We start from the raw sequence: 24,774 nt of genomic DNA, 5'->3' as shown, positions 1-24,774 counted from the left end.
CCTTATTCTTTATTTTCTTTGGCGAGCTTTTTTGCTTTTGCTCGAGCAATAGCCGCAGCAATTGCGGCTTTGCGTGGATCTTCTTTTGTATTTTCAGTCTCAGCCGAAAGCGTGATTTTCTCCACCGCACTTTGCACTTGTTGCTCTGCTTCTTTAGCTTTTGCTCGCGCAATAGTCGCAGCGATTTCAGCTTTACGTGGATCTTCTTTTGGACTTTCTGTCTCAGCTGAAAGTGTGATTTTCTCCACTGCACTTTGCACTTGTTGCTCTGCTTTTTTAGCTTTTGCTCGAGCAATAGCCGCAGCAATTGCGGCTTTGCGTGGATCTTCTTTTGGACTTTCTGTCTCAGCTGAAAGCGTGATTTTCTCAACTACACTTTCCGCTTGTTGCTCTGCTTTTTTAGCTTTTGCTCGTGCAATAGCCGCAGCAATTGCGGCTTTACGTGGATCTTCTTTTGTATTTTCAGTCTCTGTCGAAAGCGTGATTTTCTCCACCGCACTTTCCGTTTGTTGCTCTGCTTTTTTAGCTTTTGCTCGTGCAATAGCCGCAGCAATTGTGGCTTTGCGTGGATCTGCTTTTGTATTTTCAGTCTCAGTCGAAAGCGTGATTTTCTCCACCGCACTTTCCGCTTGTTGCTCTGCTTTTTTAGCTTTTGCTCGTGCAATAGCCGCAGCGATTGCGGCTTTGCGTGGATCTTCTTTTGTATTTTCAGTCTCAGCTGAAAGTGTGATTTTTTCCACCGCACTTTGCTCTTGTTGCTCTGCTTTTTTAGCTTTTGCTCGCGCAACAGCCGCTGCTACAGCAGCTTTCTTTGAATCTATTGTTGATTCAAGCGTAATTGAATCCTTAGTAGACTCATGAGTTTCTAAGATGTGGCTAGCTGGTGATTGAACCTCTTGTTGACGAGCTAAACGGCGAGCTTTGCGTTGAGCTATAATATCGCTATTGTCTGGTAACAATTCCCCTTTTTTGCTCAAAATAGCTTTTATTTCTGTTTTTTTCGTTTCATTATTTTCTGTCTTTTTTGCTTTTAAACGCTCAAGAGCAGCTTGTACTGGATCAATGCCATTTTCTAATTTCATTTCTTGACGACGGGCTTCCATCGCTTTTTGTGAGCGAGCTTTTCGTTCTTGCTCTTCACGTTCTAAGCGTGCTTGGCGTGCCTCAAAACGAATTTTAGCTTCTTCAGCTTGTTTGGCTTTTTGTTTAATTTCCCAAATCTTGGCTTTTTCTTGGCGGAAATATTGAATCAGTGGGATATGACTTGGGCAAACATACGCACATAATCCACATTCTATACAATCTTTTAATGCATATTGTTCTGATTTGTCGTGATCTTCACTACGTGCAAACCAATACAGTTGTTGTGGCATTAAGTTAACTGGACAAGCATCTGAACAAGCTGAGCAACGAATACAGGATTGTTCTGGTGCAGGTGGCGCATATTCGAAGTGATCAGGAGCTAACAAACAGTTAGTCATTTTAGTCACTGGTGCATTTAGATCTGGCAGGATAAAGCCCATCATGGGTCCTCCCATAAAAACAGGGAAGCGGGCATCATATTGATAATCAACTTGTTGTAATAGTTGATAAATAGGTGTACCTAAACGTACCCAATAATTGCCTTTATCAATCACTTTATCGCCAGTTAACGTTACAACGCGCTCAATCAGAGGCTCATCATTGATGACAGCACGTTTGATAGCAAAAGCTGTGCCAACATTTTGCATAAGTACACCTATACTTGAGGAGCGCTGCCCACTAGGCACTTCTAGACCCGTTAACACTTGAATTAGTTGTTTTGCTGCGCCAGAAGGATACTTCGTTGGGATCATTCTAATCTCAATATCATTGGCGCCCTGTAATGCTTTTCGTAGTGCTTCGGCTGCTTCTGGTTTATTATCCTCAATGGCAATAACAACTTTTTCAGGGCGTAAAATATAACGTAAGATACGAGTGCCTTCGATGATTTCTTCTGGATAGTCACGCATTAATCTATCGTCGCAAGTGATATAAGGTTCGCATTCTGCACCATTGATAATTAAGAGTTTCACTTGTTTTTCAGCAGAGTGAATTTTAGCAGCAGTTGGGAATACAGCTCCCCCTAATCCTGCAATACCTGCTTGATAAATTTTGTTAATCAGCTGTTCGGGTGTTTGAGTTAAGAAATCATCAATAGGTTGTTGTTGGCGCCATTGATCTTGACCATCACTTTCTAGGTGTATACAAAGTTCTGTTAAACCAGATGGATGGGGGGCAACATATGGTGCTATAGCGGTAATAAAACCAGAAGTAGAGGCATGTACAGGGAGTGTTCGTAAACCATCACCCTGAGTAAGAGGTTGACCTTTAAAAACATAATCTCCAACATTAACTAATAAACTTCCTTCTAAACCAGCATGTTGTTTAACTGGGATATAAAGTTTATCAACGAGTTTTGCAGGGCGAATAGCTTTATGGTTTGATTGAGATTTGCGCTCAGGAGGGTGAATGCCCCCTTTGAAATCCCATAACTTGCCAGAATTAAAACGCATTAACACATCCATCTTATTCCCCTTTGATTATTTTCTTCTGTGTTGTTGTCGTATTAATGATAGGAATAACAAGTTTAGGATCAAATTTCCAATTCCAATTATCAATATTTTTCTCAACTTTAATCATTGAAATACAATCTGTTGGACAAGGTGGTACACAAAGCTCACAACCTGTACAAAGATCAGGGATAATCGTATGCATCGCTTTATTTGTTCCAATAATTGCATCCACAGGACAAGCTTGTATGCATTTAGTACAGCCTATACACATTTCTTCGTTGATAAAGGCGACCATTGGTATCGGATCACCATTAATATCGCTGGATGGTGGCTCAACTCCCATTAACTCTGCAATATTTATAATTACAGTTTGACCACCAGGAATACATTTAGTGATTTCATCACCATTTGCAATAGCTTCTGCATAAGGTTTACAACCAGGATAACCACATTGCCCACATTGACTTTGAGGTAATAAAGCATCGATTTTTTCGACAATAGGATCCGCTTCAACTTTAAGCTTGATTGAAGCAAAACCCAAAATCGCCCCAAAAATAAGTGCAAGCGCAGCAATAATAATCAGGATTAAATATACTGTTGACGTCATTATAGTCTCACTAATCCAGTAAAGCCCATAAAGGCTAATGACATTAACCCTGCAGTAATTAATGCGATTGAGGTGCCTTTAAATATAGAAGGGACATCAGCAGCGGCTAAACGCTCGCGTAATGCTGCAAATAAAACTAACACCAGGCCAAAGCCAAGTGAAGCACCAAAACCATAAATTACAGACTGAGTTAAGTTATGCGCTAAGTTAATATTTAATAAAGCCACACCAAGCACAGCACAGTTAGTTGTAATGAGAGGAAGAAAGATTCCTAATAAACGATAAAGAGTTGGACTTGTTTTATTGATAACCATTTCAGTGAATTGTACGACAACTGCAATCACTAAGATAAAAACTAAAGTACGTAAAAAAGTGGCATCTAATGGGTGTAGGATATAAGTGTTAATTAAGTAAGCTGAAATAGACGCAACAGTTAACACAAACATTGTCGCTAAACTCATACCAATAGCGGTTTCAATTTTTTTGGAAACACCCATAAAAGGACATAGCCCAAGAAATTTAACAAGGACAAAGTTATTAATTAATGCTGTACTAATAATGAGTAGGATATATTCAGTCATAATTTTATTTCATTGGGCTGATGAAAGAATGAGCGCCCTAAATTTAAGAGGCATATTATCGCTATTTATTGTTTTGAGAACAATAAAAAATTTAAGTCAATCAAAATAGCACAGCTAAGGGCAAAATTGATACATAGTTAAAAGCAAGATTAGTGTGATAACATTTCTTTTATAACAAGACGTTATTTTTATTTCTATTATTATAGTATTTAGTTTGTTTATCTTTGTTTTTTAAAGAGAAGAACTCTTTCATTTGTTAACTAAAAGAAGTAAAAATTAGCTCACTCCTTATACTTAAATTGAATAAATTGTGACTTGGATCACAAAATTGAAATTAATTTTAAGAAGTTGATGACTTTTTCCATTATATGCTTACTTAACCTGTAATTTTTTTTATTTTTTCTTTTATAATCAATGTGTTATTTTATTTTTGAAAAGTTCATTGTTATTAAAAAATCTTTATATTTGTGATCTTGCTAACATTTTTAATCTGAGTTTTTTTAGTTTGTATTTTGTAACCTTTTGTTTTTATTATTGAAAATTAATAATGGAGAATCAGGTGTTCTTTTGACAATATATTGGAGCTTTGTTATCTTGCACTTGCAAAAATTATGAGACTAGTGATAGTTTCAATGTCGATTTTAGGTTGATTAAGTGATTTATCACTTAGTTAAGTTATAAAACTCCAACAACAAGGTAGTGATTTTATGAAAAAGACAATCGTAGCATTAGCAGTAGCAGCTGTCGCTGCAACATCAGCAAACGCAGCAACAGTTTACAATCAAGATGGTACTAAAGTGGATGTGAATGGTTCAGTTCGTTTACTTCTTACTAAAGCTAAAGATATGCGTGGCGATTTAGCAGATAATGGTTCTCGTGTTTCTTTTAGAGCAAGCCATGATTTAGGTGAAGGTTTAAGCGCTTTAGCTTATACTGAACTTCGTTTTAGTAAAAAAGCAAAACCTGAAGATCAAGAAAAAATTGGTAATAATGTACACTTAAAACGTCTTTACGCTGGTTTTAAATATGAATCAGTAGGTACATTAACATTTGGTAATCAATTGACTATCGGTGATGATGTTGGTGTATCTGATTATACTTACAATTTAGGTGGTATAAATAATCTTCTTTCAAGCGGTGAGAAAGCGATTAACTTTAAGTCTGCTGATTTTAATGGCTTCACTTTTGGTGGTGCTTATGTGCTTTCTGGTGATGCGAATAAAGATGCAACACGTAAAGATCGTGGTTTCGTTGTCGCTGGTTTCTATGAAAGAGCAATGGGCGATGTAGGTTTCAAATTACACGCTGGTTATAGTCAAAAATATGTTCAAGTAGACGTTCAAACTCAACCTCCAGCTAAAAAAGATGAAAAAGAAAAAGCATTTATGGTAGGTACTGAGCTTTCATATGCCGCTCTTTCAGTTGGTTTAGATTATGCTCAATCTAAAGTAACAAATGTTGAAGGTAAAAAACGTGCTCTTGAGTTAGGTATGAACTACGATATTAATGAAAAAGCAAAAGTATATACTGACTTGATTTGGGCAAAAGATGGCACAAGTAACGATTATGTTAAAACTCGTGCAGTCATCTTAGGTGCTGGTTATAAACTACATAAACAAGTAGAAACTTTTGTTGAAGGTGGTTGGGAACGTAAGAAAGACGAAGCAGGCGTGACAACTAAAGATAATGTAGTTGGTGTAGGTTTACGCGTACACTTCTAATTTAAGATTATTAATATTAAAAGCCAGTGAACTTCACTGGCTTTTTATTAAATAAATTTTATTTTGTAATGATATGTAAATATAACAGTTACAATACTTTAAGATTGTAACTGTTGTCGTTGAATAGTGTCTGAACCTTTGAATAACTGAGAATTCTAAAAGGAAGTTATTATGAAAAAAGCAAATATTGCATTAATAGTGTCAGCATTGGCTACAGCTTCAGCAAATGCAGCAACTGTATTCAATCAAGATGGTACAACAGTCGATGTAAGTGGATCTGTTCGTTTACTTTTACAAAAAGAAACCGATAAGCGTACAGATTTAAAAGACACTGGATCACGTGTTACTTTTAATGCCCAACATAACTTAGCTCATGGTTTAAATGCACTAGCTCAAGCTCAACTTCGTTTTAGTGATGTAGGTATTGGCGATCAAATGAAAGTAGCGCGTTTATTTGCTGGATTTGATTATGAAAAAGTAGGTACTTTAACATTTGGTAAACAGTTGACTATTGGAGATGATATTGGACTTTCTGATTATACTTATGATTTAGGTGGCGTTAACCAACTGATCACCAGTGGTGATAAGGTTATTCATTTTAAATCAGCAGATTTTAACGGTTTCCGTTTTGGCGCAGATTATATATTTGACGAATCTCCAAATAAACGAGAAATAACAGGAGAGAAAAATATTAATAACTACGGTTATGTATTCGGTGCCCTTTACAATAATACAATAGGTGATTTTGGAATAGGGCTGGCAGTTGGATACAGTAGCAAAAAAATTGGTAATTCCATGTTAGCTGTAAATGAAAGAACTTGGACTGCTGGAGGGGAATTGTCTTATAAGCAATTTGCTATTGCAGTAGATTATTCACGAGCGAAGAGTGGTAACTTTGCAACAATGACATGGCGTGATCAAAAACATCCATCTGGTAATCAGAAAGATGATGTATTTAAACGAATTAGAGAAATTGAATTAGGATTGAAATATCAATTTATTCCACAATCGAAAATTTATGCTGATGCTATTTGGGGAAAAGCTGTTTCCACTAATGAAAGAACAGTTCGTTTACGTGCTTATATCATGGGTGTAGACTATCAATTACATAAAAATGTATTAGCTTATCTAGAAGGTGGTACTTTTAAATTCAAACCACAAGATGCTTTAGATCCAATAGTAAAAGATAAAAAAGTTGGTGTAGGTTTACGTGTCTTCTTCTAATATTTAGTTTTATACTGTGATAAAGCTGATGAATTTTCATCAGCTTTTTATTTGACATCTGTTTATTTCTTTGCCAGTATAGCCCAAATCAACAGTATACGAAGTTGATGTAGGTAGATTTTTTTAGATCTAGCTTAGTTAATAAAGATTTCTGAAAAGGAACAGTAGTATGAAAAAAACGTTAATTGCACTAGTAATCACCACGCTTGCTGCAACTTCAGTAAACGCAGCGACAGTTTATGAACAAGATGGTACGAAAGTTGAAGTAGGTGGCTCAGTTCGCCTTGTTTTAGGTAAATTTGGTGATAAGCAACGTGGTGATCTACGTAATGATGATTCACGTTTAGAAGTTAAAGTCAGTCATCATTTAGAAAACGGCTTATCTGCATTAGGTGGCTTAGAAATTCGTTTTGATGAAGACGCAGATTCATCACAAAGCTTTGGCAATCCAAGTACAAACAAGCTTTATGCTGGTTTTTCATATGATCCTATTGGTACATTAACTTTTGGTCAACAAACAACAAATGGTGATGATGTTCAATTAGGTGATTATGCTTATACATTTGGTGGTAATAATAATTTGCCTGAAGATGCTAAAAAATCGATCAAATTCCGCTCTACAGAATGGCATGGCTTCAGTTTTGGTGCTGATTACTTATTTGGTGAAGCAGAGAAAAAGAAAAAATTATCACCATTTACGGATTATAAATATGGTTATGGCGTAGCTGTATTTTATAATCGTGAGTTAATGCAAGACTTAGTATTTAATTTGAATGCTGGCTACTCAGTAGAAACTCAAGATAATGCATCTGCACATCGACCGACAGGTACTTCAATGAAAACTACCTCATGGCGTGTCGCTACTGAAGTTGCTTACGGACCAGCAGCACTTGCAGCAGAATATGGTCAGACACATTTAAAAGTTTTGGATACTTTTAATTCTAAATCAAAACATATTTTAGTTGGCGCTAAGTATCAAGTGATGGAGCCATCAAAAGTTTATTTACAGTGGCAACGTAACCAAGATATATCTGCATCAAATAATAAAATGACAGAAAATGTCTATTTAGCTGGAGTGGATTACCAATTCCATAAGAATGTACTGACTTACATTGAATATGCAAATGTTCGTAGACAGGATAATGCTTATCCAATCAATAAAGAGAGAGATAATAAGTACGGCGTTGGTTTACGCGTATTCTTCTAATCTTTTACATTGTAAATAAAAAAAAGACCGATTTAATAATCGGTCTTTTTTGTTTAGATATACTCTTTCTAAAATTTTGTAAAAAGATACCGCACTTTTAATACTTATTGAAATAAAGCATTGTGTTTAACCAACTCGCCTTTAGTGATTGCAAAAACACCTAGCCCACCATTTTTGAGTTCAAGCCAATTAAATGCGATTTGTGGATATTGTTCAATAAGATGCACCATACTGTTACCTACCTCACACACTAGAATACCATCATCAGTTAAATAATCAGGTGCAGCAGCGAGAATACGTTTAGTGATATTGAGTCCATCTACTCCTGAACCTAACGCAATTTCTGGTTCATGTTGAAATTCTTCTGGCATATCAGCCAAGTCTTCGATATCAACGTAAGGTGGATTACTTACAATGAGATCATACTGATCTTTAGGTAAATCATTAAACAAGTCGGATTGTATTGGATAAACGCGATTTAACATATTGTGGCGTTCTATATTAATTTCTGCGACACTTAATGCATCAGCAGAAAGATCTACCGCATCTACTTCTGATTCTGGGAATTGCTCTGCACAAGCGATAGCGATGCAGCCACTGCCAGTACACATGTCTAAAATGCGTTTCGGTTCTGTTTTTAATAAACCAGCAAAACCTGTTTGAATAAGAGCACTAATTGGTGAACGAGGAATAATAACACGCTCATCAATATAGAAATTTAGACCACAAAACCAAGCTTGCTTAGTCAGATAGGCAACAGGAATCCGTTTTTCAATACGCTGAATGACTGAACGTAATAATACTTCTTTTTCTGTACGAGTTAAATTCGCTGCATAGAATTCTGGAGGAAAGTCGATAGGTAGATCAAGTGTAGCAAAAACTAGCTGTAATGCCTCATCCCAAGCATTATCATAGCCATGACCATAATAAATATCTGCACGATTAAATGTACTGTAAGTCCAGCGTAAGAAGTCTTGGATAGAATGTAATTCATTATGTACTTGATCAGAAATAATGGTTTCAATGAGATCTTGATTATATGTCATAGTATGTCTATAGCTAAAAGAGAAAAGTGACTTAGTTATACCATATTCAATGAAATTTGGGAAATCAAGCTCAATAATAATATGCTATCATAACGGAATTTGAAAAATTAGGTCGAGGTGAATATGCTAAAACCAGAAGATATTGCGCTATTTCGTATAGCAACTCAAGGGGTCAAAACGTTAAAACAAGATACTTTTGTAGCGCCTCGTCAGAACAAAAGAATCAAAAAATCACCACTAAGACAAATTCGAGAGCAAGAGGACACTTTATTTTATTTTTCTGATGAATATGAACCATTACTAAATGAAGAAAGAGCGGTGAAATATTTGCGAGAAGGGGAAGATTCCCATTTATTAAAACAGCTTCGCCGAGGTGATTTCTCACCTGAATTGTTTTTGGATTTACATGGTTTAACACGTGAACAAGCTAAACTAGAATTAGCGAGTTTAATCCAAGCTTGTGAAAAGGAGCATATTTATTGTGCGAGTGTCATGACTGGTTATGGTTCGTACATATTAAAGCGCCAGATTCCTCGTTGGTTAGTGCAACATCCCAAGGTGAAAGCACTACACCAAGCCCCCAAAGAGTGGGGGGGGGATGCGGCAATTTTAATCTTACTCGATGTCTAATTGTTGAAGTATAGTATAGAGTAATGGCAATATTTGACTAATCATATTGAGTTGTTGGATTGGCACACTAAATTGGGGTTGTAGTAAATATTCACATTGCTCTATATTAGCTTTTGCTAAGTCTTCTTTTATTTTTTCCTGCAGTTTAGCGAAGATATCTGGTCTTAATCTATCAATATGCTCTAATACATAGATGATTTTTTTAGCTACTGGATAAAATCCAGAAAGAAACTCAGTATTTTGTTGTAACTTTTTCATATTGCTGCGGTATGCCCCTAATGCAGAAATGTAGCTTAGTAGCGAATAGTTTACCTTAAGCAACTCGAATCCTTTTTGCAAATGAGCCTGATATTTTTGTGGTTCATTATTCATATTCGATATTATAGTGCTTAATGCAGTCGCATTCTCATGAGCATTACGGCGAACAATTCTATATTTCAGATTATCTCCTTTACCAAATTGTAATTGACTAATGATATAAAGGAGATATTTAGCATTACTCTTAATTGCTTGCCGACTGACTTTATCGAGCTGGAGATATTTCCAATCTGGCCATAAGTAAGAGACTGCAAACCACGCAATTGCAGCACCAATCAATGTATCTAACACACGAGAATACATAGCTTCATGAAGATCAAATCCCATGACATCAAAACTAATTAAAACTTGCAACGTGATAAAAAAAGTTGAAAAACTGTAGTTATTACTTCGGAAAAAGAAAAATAAAGTGCTGGTTGCGACGATAAGCCCCAGCTGTAATTCAAGAGTGGGATTAATATAAGGTAATAATGAACCGATGATGACACCTAAAATAGTACCAATTATGCGTTGTCTCAAGCGCATTTTGGTTGCAGAGTAATTTGGTTGGCAAACAAAAACTGATGTCAATAAGATCCAATAACCTCTATCAAGTTGAAAAAATTCGACAATAGTACACGAAGTGAATACTACAATAGATAAGCGGACAGCATGACGGAATAATTGCGAATTAAAATGGCAATGGCTTTTAATTGCATACAGGATATTACTGAGCCCACGTATTTGTTCAGTATGAATTTGTGCTGTACCAGAGTGCTCATTTTGCTGAGACTCTTGATCTAAATGACTTAATTGCCATTCTACAGCTTGTAAATTTTCGATTAATGTTTTTAGATTCAGTAAAAGAGGTTCATTTTCAGGATGAGCTTGTGCATAAAGATCAAAGGATTGATTGAGCCCTAAAATCGCTTTTTCAACTTTATTATTGTAATTATATTTTTTATTTTGCTGTAAGCTCAAACCAATTTCACGACAGGCTTGTGCTTGCAATTCAAACAAACGTTGGATTCGAAAGATAAGATCTGTATTTTTGAGTTGCTCTGCAATAGCTTGATAGTTGAACAGGCTGGAATTGGCCCGCTCATGAATATCTTGTGCAGCAAAATAGTAACGAATCATTTTCGTCGTTCGGCTATGTCTGTGTTGTCCACGGATACGATAAAATAATGCTGTGCGAGCCGAGTTGAATGCATCAATTAATGCACTATCTTTCATAGCTAAATTGACTTCTTTATGACCTAACCATTCTATATCATCAGGATCGAAGAATCGCGCTTTGGCCTCTAAGTATTCGCCTAAGGCAATAAAGGATTTCGCCATACTTTCTTGTACTGGGCGGTTCGGAAAAAATAAATGAACAATTAATGTAGTTATGCTATAGAGCAATGTACCACATAAAATCATAATTGGATTGATAAACCAAACTGTATCAGGTAGGTAAGATAAAGTTGTGTATAATGCGATGACTAGGGTACCAAATGCAATTGTGCTATAGCGTTGACCAATGGCGCCTACCATAGTAAAGAGAAAGGTAATTACAGTCATTAATAATGTAAATTGAACGCTATTACCAATACTAATTTGAACAACAAGTGAGGAAATAGAAAATGCAATAAGTGTATAGAATACATTTTTTAATCGACCCGTTAAGCGGTTATCAAGATCAACTAAGCCACCTGCAATAATCCCTAAAATCAACGGCATGCTTTGTTGTGAGATATCGAGTAACCAAATAGCACAAGCCGCAATATTAACCGCGATGAAAATAGGGATTGTGGCAATGACTTTTGCATTCAGCCAATTATTCATTCTATTTCTTTCGATTATTTATAATGGTTATTGTAATGTTGCTGTGCAGCTTGTTTTCTTGCGATCTCAGCAACTTCTTTTGATACTACGCGTTGTCCAACTGGTAATAAGGCAATACCTGCTAATTTAAAATTAGCGAGTCCAACAGGAATACCGATAATAGTTAAGCATTGTGCAATACCTGAAAAAATATGGAATAAACAAAGCCACCAGCCGAAAAAGATAAACCAGAAGATATTTAAGATAGTGCCTAAGGAATTTCCTACTGTACTAGTAGGCTCGAGGTATTTCACATGAATAATGTCATTACCGAAAGGCATTAATGACATTTTACTAATTTCCCAGCAGCTTCTTGTATAAGGCAAAGTAATAATAAGAATAGCACTGACCACTGTAGCAAGTAACCAGCCTAAAGTTGTGGCAAAACCACCGAGTACAAAATTAAGAATATTTAAAATTAATGCCATTGTAGTTTACCCTCCAAGTATAATAAAAATAGCGTAATATTATTTATTTGATATTGGGCTACATTATAATGATTAAATAAAATTTTACAAAAACAGACCGCTCTTTGAGTCATTATATTGTCAATTTTATTTATCTAAATAGAAAAAAACCGTCTATAGACGGCTTTGAAGTGTCAAGTATGTGATATTTAGAATTTAAAACCAACAGATAAACGTAACGCATCATTATTATATGAATTATGAAAATCTTTAGGTTTTTGTTGACGATGATTAGATTGATAAGTGAGAGCCGAGTTCGTATGGTAATATCCAAGTTCAGCTAATAAGAATTTATATTCAATTCCAACGCCTAAACCCGCATAGAGACCATCTTTAGTTTTAAAATGAATAGGATGCTCAAATGTTTTTCTATCATCTGTATAGCTGGTATACCAAGTACTTTTTGTTTTATTCAGTGCATAACCTAAATCACTTTTAAAATAAAATTTTGTATTTGGACTCAATACGTAATTTTGTTTAAGAATGAAATAGAGAGGGAGAGAAGAGTAACGGTTTATTTTATATGTCTCTTTATCAAGAGTTCCGACTCTTTCTTCAAAAGTACCTGAATAATGAAAACCATTGCGTTTGATATAACCGATCCCAAGACCAATCTCTGTTTGAGGCAAAACATTGTATGTTGTTTCTAAGAAAATACTTGGCGAAAATGTATTTTTCTTTGTGCCAGCAGCGGCAGGAAATTCAGAACCATTCTCTGCTTGTATTTTCATTGTTTCAAAACGAGAGGTTAAGTCAACTCCTGCTTTGCCATAAAAATTAATTTGGTTGGTTTGAGCTGTAGCAAAAACAGAAGCAAGCGATAAAGTTATTAAAAGTAATGTTTGATTTTTCATAATAACGTTCCATGTGTAGTAATAAAAAATTAAATAATGATTTTAAGCAGATAACTCTGCAGCTTTTTATTTTAATTATGAGATGATTAAGAGTAAAGCAAATTGTTTATAAAATATGTTCAATACTACTTCAGTATAGTCTTTTTGTTCTGATTTGATATCGTTGAATTAATCAGCATAGTAATATTTTATTAGGATTCTTGGGGGAGAGGATTACTTCAATGTGGAAAAGCATTTAAGTAGATAAAATTGAAATCCAGAGCAGTGAATATATTACTTGATCATCTGATAAAATGAATTGATTACAAGCTAATACTATTTTCTGCTCTTGATTTAAATAAACATAACGTCGTTTTTGTTTATTTTAAACGTGCTTTTAAATAGCCATCATAGTCGGGAATTCGGACTTCTGTAATTTGATTAAAGCTTGGCGATGTTACTAGGAAATCAGCCGTTGCCATATTCATGGCAACAGGAATATTCCAGACCGTTGCAATACGCATAAGTGCCTTGACATCAGGATCATGTGGTACGGCATTCATTGGATCCCAAAAGAAAATAAGTAAGTCAATTTTCTTTTCTGCGATTAAACCACCTAATTGTTGATCACCTCCCATCGGACCACTGAGTAAACTTTCAATATCTAATTTAGTTTCATCATGGATGAGATTACCCGTTGTACCTGTAGCATATAACGTATGTTGTGACAATAAATTGCGGTGAGTTTTACACCAATTTATAAGATCTTGCTTACAATGATCATGGGCTACAAGTGCAATATGTTTTTGCACTGGTAATGTGCGATAAATACTTTGCATGATATCTCCTAAGCTAAGTAAAGAAAAAGTGAGCTAAAAGCTCACTTTCGGACAGTATTGTTGATTATTTTTGATTTTTAGCCCAATTTAAGAAACGCTTTTGAGTTTCTTTATCTGCTTGTTGATACCAATATTGCAGCATTTGCTCTGCAACATTTTCACCTTGAACTGTAATTTTACCCTTTTGTGCTTTTCCGAAGCCAGGAATAGCGGCTGGCATAGTTGTACTCGCCAAAGCGGCAACTGCTGCTGGTGCATTTGATGAGTTATATTCGGACAGATTTTCTACTAGGTTAACACCAGGCAGGAAGCCTTCTTGTTTAAGATATTCTTGTTTGGTTGCAATCTCTGAACCAGAAACTGTTTTTACTGTGATTCTAGGAGCTTTTTTGAATGTATTTGCATCTCTTTCAGTTTCTAAACGAGGTGCTGAAATAATAACATCATCAGCTGTACCTTGGAAAGTCACAACGATAGGATCAGATTCAAATAATGTACGGTCAGAACCAGAACGTATAATTTCAGAAACTCGAACAACAACTTGATGGGTTTGTGTATCACTAATATTAAAAGAACGAGTCTCTTTTAAAAGTGATTTACCCGGTTTTTGGCCATCAACAGCAAGGAAATCAATATTGGATGAACTTGTTACGACACCTGCAAAGCTCGCTGTACTAGTTAATAGAGCTGCGGTTGCTAATGCAGCGAAACGGAATTTCATATTTGCTCCTATCTTATTAAAGAAAAAGAATTTTTAAATTGACACACTTTATTCAGGAAAGTGCTAAAGTGTATGCTATTCGATATTTGTGTAAATTAAAATAGCAAAATCTATTTTTATTGAAAAAAATGTGATGTTGTTAAAACTTTTAGTAACAGGTCTTATGAGGATATATCATGTTGAAAAAGCAATTTTTTGTGTATGGTATTGTGCAAGGGGTTGGCTTCCGTTATTTTACTTGGCGAGAAGCTGTTAAAATAGGTGTTAAAGGCTATGTGTGTAATCGCCAAGATGGAAGTGTTGAAGTCGTTGCATTCGGTTCAGAACAACAGCTCAAACAGTTATATCACTGGCTAAAACAAGGTCCTAAAACAGCACGAGTGGAATATGTATCTGAACAAGATTATATAACAGACAGTGAGTTTCAAGATTTTTCATTACGCTATTAATTTACTTCATTTTTTTGAGAGTACGTAGCTTTAGTTTTTGATAGATTAAAGCAAGCATAAAGCAAACAGCTTGTAATAAAATAATGCAAGGCCCTGTTGCAGCATCAATATGATAACTAATAATAGTGCCGAGTATACTAGTTGTGACTGACATGGATATTGCGATAATGAGCATTCGATCAAAACGTTTACTTAAAATAAAAGCAGTGATCCCAGGTGAAATTAGCATCGCAACTACTAGAATCACCCCCACAACTTGCATTGCAGTTATAATTGTTAATGCTAATAAAATAAGTAGTCCATAATGTAAAATTTTGGGTGAAAGTCCAGCAACTCTTGTATGACTTGGGTCGAAACAATAGAGTAAAAAGTCACGACGTTTTACCATTAAAGTGGTGAAAATAAGCGTTGAAATAATAAAGGTATGCAGTAATTCTGTTGAACTTACCCCAAGTAAATTACCAAATAAAATATGAGAAAGATGTTGTTCAGTTTCGACTTTCGTAAATAAGACAATACCAAAGGCAAACATACCTGAAAATACGATTCCCATTACAGTATCTTCTTTGATTCGGCTATTTTCTTTTAAATATCCTACACTTAGTGCGCAAAAAATACCTGCTCCAAATGCCCCCATAGATAGAGGAAGACCTAATAGGAAGGCAATAACAATACCTGGTAAGACTGCATGAGAGATCGCATCTCCCATTAATGACCAACCTTTTAGTACAAGATAGCAAGACAGTACGGCACAAATTATGGCAACAATTAATGCTGTCAATAATGCATTTTGCATGAATGGATAAGAGAAAGGCTCTGTAAGCCATTGAATGATATCAGACATTTTCTCTCTCCATTTTTACAGAGTTTTTAACCTCACTTTTAGGTTTTAACACACCATATTTGGGTGAAAAGAAAAAAGCGAGTAAAAAAATCACTGTCTGGAAGCAAACAATGAGACCTCCTGTCGCACCATCTAAGAAATAGCTAATATAAACACCAAGTGCACTAGTACTTACACCTAAAATAACTGCAATGATAGCAAGTGTTTGAAAACGATCTGTAAGTAAGTAGGCAGTTGCACCTGGTGTAATGACCATTGCTATAACTAAAATAGCACCGACAGTTTGTAATGCCGCAACCACACAAGCACTTAATAATGTAAAGAAAAGCACTTTATAGCGTAATGGTGATAAGCCAACAGAAGTCGCGTGAGTTTCATCGAAAAAAACCAGTAATAGATCTTTCCAAAAAATGAGTAATAGACCTAATGTAATAGTAATAATAATAGCAACTTGATTGATATCTTCATCTGCGATACCTAGAATATTACCTAAGATAATATCTTGAACATTAATTGAAGTAGGATTAAGAGAGATGATTAAGAGGCCTAATGCAAAAAATGTTGTAAAAATAAAACCAATGACGGCATCTTCGCGTAATTTAGTAATTGACTTGATCCAGAGAATGGACAATGCTGCTAATATCCCAGAAAAAAAAGCACCTAGTGCATAAGGTAATGAAAGAGCATAAGCGATAGCTACGCCTGGTACGACAGAATGTGAGAGTGCATCGCCAATTAAGGACCAGCCCTTTAACATTAAGTAAGAAGATAAAAACGCACAGATACCACCTACAGCAGCAGATAATATAATTGCTTTCATCATATAATTATATTGAAATGGTTCAAGCAATAAATCCCACATTATTTATCACCTTTTGGTTCTGGATTTTTAGTGATGGGGGCAGGTGGATCGTTTTTCGTTTCACCATAAAATACAGCAGGTAATTCATCATCACTTAGTACCGTCACAGAACGGCTGTCTTCATCATCATGAATATCTTTACCTAATAGTTTTATGTGGCGCAATACACCACCGAAAACCAATTCAAGATTTTTTTGTGTAAAGGTTGTTTCTGTTTTTCCTGTTGCAAGCACTGTTCGGTTAATCATCACAACTTGGTCACAAAAATCGGGAACTGTTCCTAAGTTATGTGTCGAAATAAGGATAAGATGACCTTCAAGGCGTAGTTGGTCGAGTAGATCCATAATGGCATTTTCTGTTTTTACGTCTACACCCGTAAAAGGTTCATCTAAAAGGATTATTTTACTTTGTTGAGCAAGTGCTCGTGCTAAAAATACACGTTTTTTTTGTCCCCCAGAAAGCTCTCCGATTTGTCGATCAGCAAGATGCTCAATACTTACTCTTTGCATAGCTTGTTGGACTTTTTGTTTATCGATTTCACTTGGGATACGCAAAAAATTCATATAACCGTAACGTCCCATCATAATGACATCATAAACTGAAACGGGGAATTGCCAATCAACATCTTCAGATTGAGGCACATAAGAAACGAGATTTTGTTTGAGAGCTGATGAAATTGGTAAACCACACAGTGTTATTGTACCTTGTTGTGGTTTAACCAATCCCATAAGACTCTTAAAAAGAGTCGATTTTCCACTACCATTTACACCCACTAAAGCACAAGTTGTTCCGCCTTCTAAATGAAATGTCATATCATAAATCGCAAGGTGTCCATTATTATAACGTACAGTGACATCATTTACTGAAATTGAGGCAATAGTAGGTGAGGGCATTATTTTTCAAATCCTTTAACAATAGTCGAAACAGTAGTATTTAATAAATCAATATATGTTGGTACAGGACCTTTAGTAGTTGAAAGTGAATCTACATATAATACACCACCATATTTTGCGCCAGTTTCTTTTGCCACTTGTTTTGCTGGTTTATCAGAAATAGTACTTTCACTAAAGACAACAGGGATATTGTTTTTACGTACAGTTTCAATGACTTGGCGAACTTGTTGTGGTGTGCCTTGTTCTTCTGCATTAATCGGCCATAAGTAAGCTTCTTGTAATCCATAATCTTTTGCTAAGTAACTAAATGCCCCTTCACTAGTGACCAACCAACGTTGGCTATCAGGAATTTTTGATAATTTTTCACGCAAAGGTTGGTCTAGTTGCTTAATCTTATTTGCATAATTTTCTGCATTTTTTATATAGATTTCAGCGTGTTGAGGGTCATATTTCACAAGTGCATTTTTAATGTTTTCAATATAAATTAATGCATTTGATGTTGACATCCAAGCATGCGGGTTTGGTGCATCTTTATATGGACCTTCATAGATTGAAATTGGTGTAATGCCTTTGGTGACAATCACAGCTGGCTTATCTTTAACATTTTGAAAAAATTTTTCAAACCAACGTTCAAGATTTAAACCATTCCATAGGACAAGATCAGCATTTTGAGCTTTTACAATGTCTTTTGGTGTCGGTTCATAATCATGGATTTCTGCACCAGGTTTTGTAATTGATTCAACAACAGCAGCATCGCCAGCAACGTTTTGAGCGATATCTTGAATCACAGTAAATGTAGTTACTACTTTGAATTTCGCAAAAGCTGGAGAGCTAGACACTCCAAGCAAAATTGCACTTAAAAGAACAGCTAAGCGACGCATATCATTTTCTCCTTATGTTGTTAGTTAATAAAGTCGCCAGTGTATTCTATTCCTAAAATATTGAGCTGTAAATAAAAATGATTATCAAGTGCAGTAAAAATTTTTATTTATAAACATTTTGCTGGTTTAGGTAGACCAGCAAGTTTCGTAGCTTGTTTTGCTGGACCATCAGGGAAAAGGCGTTGTAAATAACGACTGTTTCCTTTTTCCTCACCTAATTTTTGAGCCAGTGATTTAACAAGCATACGGATAGCGGGAGATGTTTTATACTCCTGATAAAATTGGCGTACGAAGTAAATTATTTCCCAATGAGCCTCGGTTAATTCAATTTGTTCTTGTTTAGCAATAGCTAGAGCAACATCTTCGTTCCATTGGTTTAGATCTAGCAAGTAACCAGATGAATCAGTTTCGATGTAGAGATTATTTATTTGAATCATATTTTAAATATTTTCTAAAAATTGACCGCACTTTGATTATGTGTATTATAACAAAAACGCCCCAATAATGGGGCGTTATATTTACCTATTAATCTGATTGTCAATCTTCGTTAGATAAGATTGAAAAGATATTTAATAAACTAATAAATAAGTTATAAAGAGACACAAAAATACTTACTGTTGCACGTATATAATTTGTTTCTCCTCCATGGATAATATTACTTGTTTCGTACAAAATTCCCATTGTTGAGAACACAACAAATAGCCCACTAATTGCAATATATAACATTGGTGATTGGAAGAAGAAACTTGCAATCATACCCAATAACAACACAATGAATAATGCAAAAAGAGTGCCTGATAGGAAAGACATGTCTTTTTTAGTTGTTAATACGTAAGCGGAACAAGCAAAAAAAACTGCAGCGGTGCCAGCTAAAGCAAACACTACAATATCACTTGCTCCATTACTAACATAAACATTTAGAATAGGACCTAATGTATAACCTAGAAAACCTGTGAAAGCAAAGGTGGCAAGTATGCCGAACCCACTATTGGATAGTTTATAAGTTAAAAACAATAAACCATAGAAACCAGCAAGCATAAGAATAAGACCAGGGCGAGGTAAATTTAAGCTCATTGAAATATAAGCAATGATAGCTGAGAATGCGAGGGTTAATCCTAATAAAAAATAAGTATTACGTAATACTTTATGTGTATTAAGTAAGGACGTTTCTCTGCTATCAAGAACAATACGAGATTCCATAGTAAAAGCTCCTTTGTAAATGGAATAGGGCAAATCAGATAATAGTGATAAAGTACTGGTTAGCCTACGAAAAGTCAATCTCAAAAGTTAACAATTTGATAAAATTTCGTTTAAATAAAAGACAAAGTGGGTGAAATTTCATCGTTCAAGCAAAGCCAATGTGTTTTTTAATTTACTCAATAAACTAACTGTATTATATTAACCATCCACAACCACGGAGGAATGGTCGAGTGGTTGAAGGCACCGGTCTTGAAAACCGGCGAGGGTTTACGCCCTCCGTGAGTTCGAATCTCACTTCCTCCGCCATTTTTCAATTCATTAGTCAAAAGCCAGTACAATTAATTGATTACGGCTTACTTTTTAATTAACTTCTTTTCCTTATATTTTTTTTAGTACTCTATAAAGAAGAAAAATTGGTAAAATTTGAATTTCTCTTTATTAAGATAGTCATATCTAAAACTCATAAGTCCAAAGTTAATTTCTATTTATACAATATTAAAGAGCTCATTTATTCATATTTCTAATTATGAATACTGAGAGAAATAGCTAAATTACTTACTCTTAATGATTAGTTATTTTATAAATAATTAACCTAAATTTAGTCATGTAAACTTTTTGATAAGTTGGCGAGATTATTTTAGCTTATTGTGACAGAAAATAAGAGTAACTTTAATAAAGCTAAATATGCATATAAAAAGAAAACTGCACTTTAATTACTCGTTTAACGATTAAAGTGCAGATGAGATGGCTATTTTAGCAAAGTAGATAGCGATTATTTTTTGCCATTTTCATCACAGTTATTAATATCGCTACATTTGCCATAAAGATATAAGCTGTGTGTTGCTAATTCGATGCCGTGTTGTTTACTGATTTCACGTTGGCGTTTTTCAATAACATCATCATTAAATTCAAATACTTTACCGCAGTCTACACAAATAATATGGTCATGATGTTCTGTCGGTGCAAGCTCAAAAACAGATTTGTTACCTTCAAAATTATGACGAGTTAAAATATTCGCTTCATCAAATTGATTTAATACGCGATAAACGGTAGCTAAGCCGATCTCTTCACCACGCTCTAGTAGCATTTTATATACATCCTCTGCAGAGAAATGCTCCATTTTGTGTTCTTGCATCAATGCTAAAATAGTTAAACGAGGTTCAGTAATTTTCAGACCAGCTTTTTTCAATAGTTTGATATTTTCTTCAGACATAGTTGCCCCTTCTATATTTTACATTTAAGCAAGTTCTGCTAAACACATTTCATCAAAAACTTGTTTAACCCATTTTTCCACACGTTCAGCGGTAAGTTCTGGTTGACGATCTTCGTCAATACATAAGCCAACAAATGTATTATCATCAATTAATGCTTGTGATACCTCAAAAGTATAACCTTCGGTAGGCCAGTGTCCTACGATGATTGCACCTTTAGGTTCAATAATATTACGTACAGTTCCCATTGCATCACAGAAATATTCTGCATAGTCCTCTTGGTCACCACAGCCAAAAATTGCAACTAATTTATCTGTAAAATCTATTTCTTCTAGAGTAGGGAAAAAATCATCCCAATCACATTGAGCTTCGCCATAGTACCATGTTGGAATACCAATCATTAAGAAATCGTATGCTTCGATATCCTCTTTTGTACTTTTAGCAATGTCACGAATATCGACGAGTTCATTACCAAGTTGTTTTTGAATCATTTTGGCAATATTTTCAGTATTGCCTGTATCACTGCCATAAAATAAACCAACAACAGCCATCTTTATTACCTATGTTCTTGAGTATTAAAATAATTTTGTAAAATGGTTACAATTATTTCTGATCGACTAACATTCAACGTTGTCGCCAAATCTTCTAGTTGTTCAACTAAATCCATATGTAACTTTAGCTCAACACGTTTTAATCCAACGGATTTATCTCGTTTTAATTGATTACGTTTGTTAATACGAATTTGCTGTTCACGACTCAGTGGATTTGTTTTGGGGCGTCCAACTTTGGGAGTATTAGCAAACAGATCTAATGTAATACAATCTGCATCTTGTTTTGCCATGTGTCAAATCACTGAAAACTTGTGGCTAAGTGAGAATGATAAGCCACAACTGAATTAGTGCTGAACTATAACACAATTCATATGGGATTAAAACACGAATTTCTGTGTTAGTTATCTATTTGTTTGATATTAAAAATCTTTCAATTGCTCGAATAACAAAATCAGGTTTCTCTGCATGGACCCAATGTCCGCATCCATTGATTGTAAAAGAGCTGGCATTAGGAAACTGAGCTAGAATCTGAGCTGTATTTTCTGGCTGAATATAATGAGATAGACCTCCACGAATAAATAAGGTAGGCAATTCGACATAACAATTTTGCCAGTCCATAAGATGGGCGTAATTCTGTCTTAATGCACTTAAATTGAAACGGAATGATTCGGGGGATTGGTTATCAAATGATTTCAACATAAATTGTTGAACAGCCTCTTCTGATATATATGTGGCAAGTATTTTTTTCGCCTCTTGACGCGTTTGTACTTGGGCTGTATTTACGGCCAATAAGCCTGCAAATACATTATCATGACCATTGTGAGCATATTGAATTGGTGCAATATCTATAACGATTAATTTTTCAACTAAATCAGGGAAGAATGCTGCCATTTTCATTGCTGTTTTCCCCCCCATAGAGTGCCCAATTAAAATGACTTTATTGAGTTGAAGGTGATGAATAAGGTTTGCAAGATCTTGTGCCATTAAATCGTAATTCATTTCATGACTATGAAAACTTTGTCCGTGATTACGTAGATCAACACGAAGGATTGGATAGTGTTCGCTAAATGCGCGCGCAATTGTGCCTAAATTATTCATATCACCAAATAAGCCATGAATGAATACCAGTGTTGGTTGATTAATTGCTTGTTTTAATTGGTGAAACTGATAGTTTAATAAAGATTGTTTAGACATAATTTGTATGGATTGTGTATAGAGTATTTGTAAATTAATCGTTATAATGTGGCAAAATCTGAAAGAGATCAAGCAAGTGGAGGAAAAAATGAAAATTATTGAAGTTGATGAAGAACTTTATCAATACATTGCGAGCCAAACGCAATCTATTGGCGAAAGTGCATCTGATATTTTGCGCCGTTTGCTTAATTTTTCTAATAAAAATATGCCAAAGCCTGAGGCGATTTTGTCACAAGACGTCGTAAAAGAAGTTGTTACTACTACACCAGAGGTAAAGCAAACTATACAATCTGAAATAGAAGAGCCTAAAGTACTACCTAAAAAACAATCAGATGAGTCTATTCAGCAAGTTACACTTAAAGTCCGTAATTTATTAAATTCGGTTGACTTCCAACAAGAAACAAAGGCGGTTGTTCGTTTTTTGAAAATTTTAAGTGTACTGTATCGCACAAATCCAGAAAGTTTTGCACAAGCAGCGGAATCTCTACAAGGTCGAACTCGAGTTTATTTTGCTCGAGATGAGGCAACATTGCTACTAGCAGGTAATCACACTAAGCCAAAACAAATTCCAGATACACCTTATTGGGTAATCACTAACACTAATAGTGGGCGTAAAATGTTAATGTTAGAAGGTGCAATGCAATCTATGCATTTACCGACAGACTTGATTGAAGACGTTAGAACTTATTTTATTGCAAATTAATAATGTTTCCTTGGCAACAATTTGCACGTAATCCTAAAATGATGAACCAAATCGCCTTGCAAGATTCGCAAGGCGAGGTTTTTACATGGCAACAACTTAATTATGTGATTCAGCAATATACTGCTATTTTACAAGAGCAAGGTGTAGCCTTGCAAACAGGCGTTGCTTTATATGGTAAGAATGAGCTAAGGTTGCTCTTGCTTTATCTTGCCGCGATTCAATTAGGCGCCAGAGTCTTACCCATTAATCCAGCTTTTCCAATTGATAAAGTTCAGCAAATTTGTAGTGATGCTGATATCGCTTTCTATTATTCTCCCACGCCATTAGCTTTAATAAATTGTCAGTCTATTAACTTTGATATAAAAGTGACATGCAATGAAAATGTGTTAAAAGAGCGGTCTGTTTTACAACATTTTTTACTGCCAGCAACAATGACATTAACTTCAGGTTCAACAGGTAAGGCAAAAGCTGTGGTACATCATATACAAGCACATCTTGATAATGCTATGGGAGTTTGTCAGTTAATGCAGTTTCATGCTCATCATAGCTGGCTACTCTCTTTGCCCCTTTATCATGTTTCTGGGCAAGGGATCATTTGGCGTTGGTTACTGACTGGGGCAAGATTAAATTTTCCACAAACTGATTTTTATGCTTCAGTTTGTAGAAGCTCTCATGTTTCTTTAGTGCCGACCCAACTACAGCGTTTACTTGCATATTGGCAAGCATATCCATCATGCCAATTTATTACTCAGCATATTTTATTAGGTGGCGCGCATATTCCTGTGGAATTAACACAGCAACTAATGAAAAGAGGAGTATTCAGCTATTCAGGCTATGGTATGACAGAAATGGCATCGACGGTATTTGCTAAATTAAGTGATGAAAAAGATGGTGTTGGTCAACCTTTATTAAATCGTGAATATCAGCTAGTGAATGATGAAATTTGGTTAAGAGGGGCGGGACTTGCAATGGGGTATTGGCAAGCGGGGAGTATTATCCCGTTAACTAACGAACAAGGTTGGTTACAAACTAAAGATAAAGGAATATGGCTTGATAATGAGTTGGTAATTTTAGGACGAGTTGATAATATGTTCATTTCTGGTGGGGAAAATATTCAGCCAGAAGAAATAGAGCGTGTTATTCAGAATTGGCAATATGTTAAACAAGTCTTTGTTTTACCTAAAGAAGATCTTGAATTTGGTCAACGTCCTGTCGCTTTTGTTGAATTTTTTCAGCCTTTTTCAGTTGCATTAGTTACTGAATTACAAAATTGGCTAGTGAATAAATTAGAAAAATTTAAACAACCAGTGCAGTACTTTGCATTGGATACACACAAGTTGCAGCAAGGTGCAATTAAAATTTCTCGGGCAAGATTAAAGCTGGAATTACAGCATTTATTAGGGAAGTAAC

General features: G+C 35.2%; 26 protein-coding genes, 1 tRNA gene and 1 pseudogene. 9 read left to right on the top strand and 19 right to left on the bottom strand.

Translation table 11 applies throughout. The features are described from left to right. Positions 1 to 2: 2 nt before the first annotated feature. Genes rsxC through rsxA form a run of 3 tightly spaced genes read right to left on the bottom strand, consistent with a single transcriptional unit; the run spans position 3 to position 3,722 of the window. The gene (gene rsxC, locus DYE19_RS05445) at positions 3 to 2,546 is read right to left on the bottom strand and encodes an electron transport complex subunit RsxC (RefSeq protein ID WP_115322891.1); all 2,544 of its coding nucleotides are present in this window, start codon (positions 2,544 to 2,546) and stop codon (positions 3 to 5) included. Position 2,547: 1 nt separating this feature from the next. After that, the gene (gene rsxB / locus DYE19_RS05440; protein WP_115322890.1) at positions 2,548 to 3,144 is read right to left on the bottom strand and encodes an electron transport complex subunit RsxB; all 597 of its coding nucleotides are present in this window, start codon (positions 3,142 to 3,144) and stop codon (positions 2,548 to 2,550) included. Next, the gene (gene rsxA / locus DYE19_RS05435) at positions 3,141 to 3,722 is read right to left on the bottom strand and encodes an electron transport complex subunit RsxA (RefSeq protein ID WP_049215913.1); all 582 of its coding nucleotides are present in this window, start codon (positions 3,720 to 3,722) and stop codon (positions 3,141 to 3,143) included. The genes rsxB and rsxA overlap by 4 nt, the downstream gene beginning before the upstream one ends. A gap of 707 nt (positions 3,723 to 4,429) precedes the next feature. Between rsxA and DYE19_RS05430 the strand changes: the two genes are divergently transcribed. The 3 genes from DYE19_RS05430 to DYE19_RS05420 all read left to right on the top strand — a co-directional run bounded on the left by DYE19_RS05430 (position 4,430) and on the right by DYE19_RS05420 (position 7,874). Then, on the top strand, positions 4,430 to 5,443 hold the full coding sequence (locus DYE19_RS05430) for a porin (protein WP_115322889.1): 1,014 nt from the start codon (positions 4,430 to 4,432) through the stop codon (positions 5,441 to 5,443). 171 nt (positions 5,444 to 5,614) lie between these two features. Next, positions 5,615 to 6,667, top strand: a complete 1,053-nt coding sequence (locus DYE19_RS05425; protein WP_115322888.1) for a porin — start codon at positions 5,615 to 5,617, stop codon at positions 6,665 to 6,667. A gap of 169 nt (positions 6,668 to 6,836) precedes the next feature. After that, complete coding sequence (locus DYE19_RS05420) at positions 6,837 to 7,874, top strand: porin (protein WP_115322887.1); 1,038 nt, start codon at positions 6,837 to 6,839, stop codon at positions 7,872 to 7,874. 104 nt (positions 7,875 to 7,978) lie between these two features. Here the strand turns inward: DYE19_RS05420 and prmB are convergent, their stop codons facing one another. Next, entirely contained in the window at positions 7,979 to 8,920 is a 942-nt protein-coding gene (prmB, locus tag DYE19_RS05415) for a 50S ribosomal protein L3 N(5)-glutamine methyltransferase (protein WP_115322886.1), read from the bottom strand. A gap of 123 nt (positions 8,921 to 9,043) precedes the next feature. On the opposite strand from prmB, the gene smrB reads away from it, so the two are divergent. After that, positions 9,044 to 9,550 (top strand): endonuclease SmrB, encoded by a 507-nt coding sequence (smrB, locus tag DYE19_RS05410; RefSeq protein WP_115322885.1) that lies wholly within the window; start codon positions 9,044 to 9,046, stop codon positions 9,548 to 9,550. Here smrB and yccS read toward each other — a convergent pair. The 5 genes from yccS to DYE19_RS05385 all read right to left on the bottom strand — a co-directional run bounded on the left by yccS (position 9,536) and on the right by DYE19_RS05385 (position 14,576). Continuing rightward, positions 9,536 to 11,677, bottom strand: coding sequence for a YccS family putative transporter (yccS, locus tag DYE19_RS05405; protein ID WP_115322884.1), 2,142 nt, complete (start codon positions 11,675 to 11,677; stop codon positions 9,536 to 9,538). The genes smrB and yccS overlap by 15 nt on opposite strands. 14 nt (positions 11,678 to 11,691) lie before the next feature. After that, positions 11,692 to 12,144 carry a YccF domain-containing protein gene (locus DYE19_RS05400; protein WP_115322883.1) on the bottom strand — a complete coding sequence of 151 codons (453 nt, stop codon included), beginning with the start codon at positions 12,142 to 12,144 and terminating at the stop codon, positions 11,692 to 11,694. Positions 12,145 to 12,332: 188 nt separating this feature from the next. Continuing rightward, on the bottom strand, positions 12,333 to 13,037 hold the full coding sequence (locus DYE19_RS05395; protein WP_115322882.1) for a putative outer membrane beta-barrel protein: 705 nt from the start codon (positions 13,035 to 13,037) through the stop codon (positions 12,333 to 12,335). A gap of 359 nt (positions 13,038 to 13,396) precedes the next feature. Continuing rightward, on the bottom strand, positions 13,397 to 13,855 hold the full coding sequence (gene mgsA, locus DYE19_RS05390) for a methylglyoxal synthase (RefSeq protein WP_115322881.1): 459 nt from the start codon (positions 13,853 to 13,855) through the stop codon (positions 13,397 to 13,399). A 64-nt stretch (positions 13,856 to 13,919) separates the two neighbouring features. Then, entirely contained in the window at positions 13,920 to 14,576 is a 657-nt protein-coding gene (locus DYE19_RS05385) for a curli polymerization inhibitor CsgI-related protein (protein ID WP_115322880.1), read from the bottom strand. A gap of 176 nt (positions 14,577 to 14,752) precedes the next feature. Between DYE19_RS05385 and DYE19_RS05380 the strand changes: the two genes are divergently transcribed. Continuing rightward, entirely contained in the window at positions 14,753 to 15,025 is a 273-nt protein-coding gene (locus DYE19_RS05380) for an acylphosphatase (RefSeq protein ID WP_115322879.1), read from the top strand. Between the two features lies 1 nt (position 15,026). On the opposite strand, the gene DYE19_RS05375 is transcribed toward DYE19_RS05380, so the two are convergent. From DYE19_RS05375 to DYE19_RS05350, 6 genes are all read right to left on the bottom strand, one after another. Beyond that, positions 15,027 to 15,869 carry a metal ABC transporter permease gene (locus DYE19_RS05375; RefSeq protein ID WP_115322878.1) on the bottom strand — a complete coding sequence of 281 codons (843 nt, stop codon included), beginning with the start codon at positions 15,867 to 15,869 and terminating at the stop codon, positions 15,027 to 15,029. Then, the gene (locus DYE19_RS05370) at positions 15,862 to 16,731 is read right to left on the bottom strand and encodes a metal ABC transporter permease (protein ID WP_049215889.1); all 870 of its coding nucleotides are present in this window, start codon (positions 16,729 to 16,731) and stop codon (positions 15,862 to 15,864) included. The genes DYE19_RS05375 and DYE19_RS05370 overlap by 8 nt, the downstream gene beginning before the upstream one ends. Beyond that, positions 16,731 to 17,624 (bottom strand): ATP-binding cassette domain-containing protein, encoded by an 894-nt coding sequence (locus tag DYE19_RS05365; RefSeq protein WP_049215887.1) that lies wholly within the window; start codon positions 17,622 to 17,624, stop codon positions 16,731 to 16,733. The genes DYE19_RS05370 and DYE19_RS05365 overlap by 1 nt, the downstream gene beginning before the upstream one ends. After that, a complete protein-coding gene (locus tag DYE19_RS05360; RefSeq protein WP_115322877.1) occupies positions 17,624 to 18,505 on the bottom strand; it encodes a metal ABC transporter substrate-binding protein in 882 nt (293 codons plus the stop codon). The genes DYE19_RS05365 and DYE19_RS05360 overlap by 1 nt, the downstream gene beginning before the upstream one ends. A 107-nt stretch (positions 18,506 to 18,612) precedes the next feature. Beyond that, on the bottom strand, positions 18,613 to 18,942 hold the full coding sequence (locus DYE19_RS05355; protein WP_049215882.1) for a TusE/DsrC/DsvC family sulfur relay protein: 330 nt from the start codon (positions 18,940 to 18,942) through the stop codon (positions 18,613 to 18,615). Between the two features lie 100 nt (positions 18,943 to 19,042). Beyond that, positions 19,043 to 19,705 carry a Bax inhibitor-1 family protein gene (locus DYE19_RS05350; protein ID WP_115322876.1) on the bottom strand — a complete coding sequence of 221 codons (663 nt, stop codon included), beginning with the start codon at positions 19,703 to 19,705 and terminating at the stop codon, positions 19,043 to 19,045. Between the two features lie 216 nt (positions 19,706 to 19,921). On the opposite strand from DYE19_RS05350, the gene DYE19_RS05345 reads away from it, so the two are divergent. Further along, a tRNA-Ser gene (locus DYE19_RS05345) sits at positions 19,922 to 20,011 on the top strand. Between the two features lie 466 nt (positions 20,012 to 20,477). On the opposite strand, the gene fur is transcribed toward DYE19_RS05345, so the two are convergent. The 4 genes from fur to DYE19_RS05325 all read right to left on the bottom strand — a co-directional run bounded on the left by fur (position 20,478) and on the right by DYE19_RS05325 (position 22,661). Further along, positions 20,478 to 20,918 (bottom strand): ferric iron uptake transcriptional regulator, encoded by a 441-nt coding sequence (gene fur / locus DYE19_RS05340; protein ID WP_049215150.1) that lies wholly within the window; start codon positions 20,916 to 20,918, stop codon positions 20,478 to 20,480. 24 nt (positions 20,919 to 20,942) lie between these two features. Beyond that, entirely contained in the window at positions 20,943 to 21,467 is a 525-nt protein-coding gene (gene fldA, locus DYE19_RS05335; RefSeq protein ID WP_115322875.1) for a flavodoxin FldA, read from the bottom strand. A 5-nt stretch (positions 21,468 to 21,472) separates the two neighbouring features. Continuing rightward, positions 21,473 to 21,757 (bottom strand): LexA regulated protein, encoded by a 285-nt coding sequence (gene ybfE / locus DYE19_RS05330; protein ID WP_049215147.1) that lies wholly within the window; start codon positions 21,755 to 21,757, stop codon positions 21,473 to 21,475. 115 nt (positions 21,758 to 21,872) lie between these two features. Continuing rightward, complete coding sequence (locus tag DYE19_RS05325) at positions 21,873 to 22,661, bottom strand: alpha/beta fold hydrolase (RefSeq protein ID WP_115322874.1); 789 nt, start codon at positions 22,659 to 22,661, stop codon at positions 21,873 to 21,875. Between the two features lie 46 nt (positions 22,662 to 22,707). On the opposite strand from DYE19_RS05325, the pseudogene DYE19_RS11615 reads away from it, so the two are divergent. From DYE19_RS11615 to menE, 3 genes and pseudogenes are all read left to right on the top strand, one after another. Next, positions 22,708 to 22,806, top strand: a pseudogene (locus DYE19_RS11615) (replication initiation negative regulator SeqA); the annotation flags it as partial. A gap of 3 nt (positions 22,807 to 22,809) precedes the next feature. After that, positions 22,810 to 23,364: a replication initiation negative regulator SeqA gene (seqA, locus tag DYE19_RS05320; protein WP_438361434.1), complete on the top strand. Its 555-nt coding sequence runs from the start codon at positions 22,810 to 22,812 to the stop codon at positions 23,362 to 23,364. A gap of 2 nt (positions 23,365 to 23,366) precedes the next feature. Further along, positions 23,367 to 24,773 (top strand): o-succinylbenzoate--CoA ligase, encoded by a 1,407-nt coding sequence (menE, locus tag DYE19_RS05315; RefSeq protein ID WP_115322873.1) that lies wholly within the window; start codon positions 23,367 to 23,369, stop codon positions 24,771 to 24,773. Position 24,774: the final 1 nt, after the last annotated feature.

It is taken from the genome of Pasteurella canis (assembly GCF_900454865.1).
In the GTDB taxonomy this organism is placed as follows: domain Bacteria; phylum Pseudomonadota; class Gammaproteobacteria; order Enterobacterales; family Pasteurellaceae; genus Pasteurella; species Pasteurella canis.
This window is presented reverse-complemented; position numbering and strand designations above follow the sequence as displayed.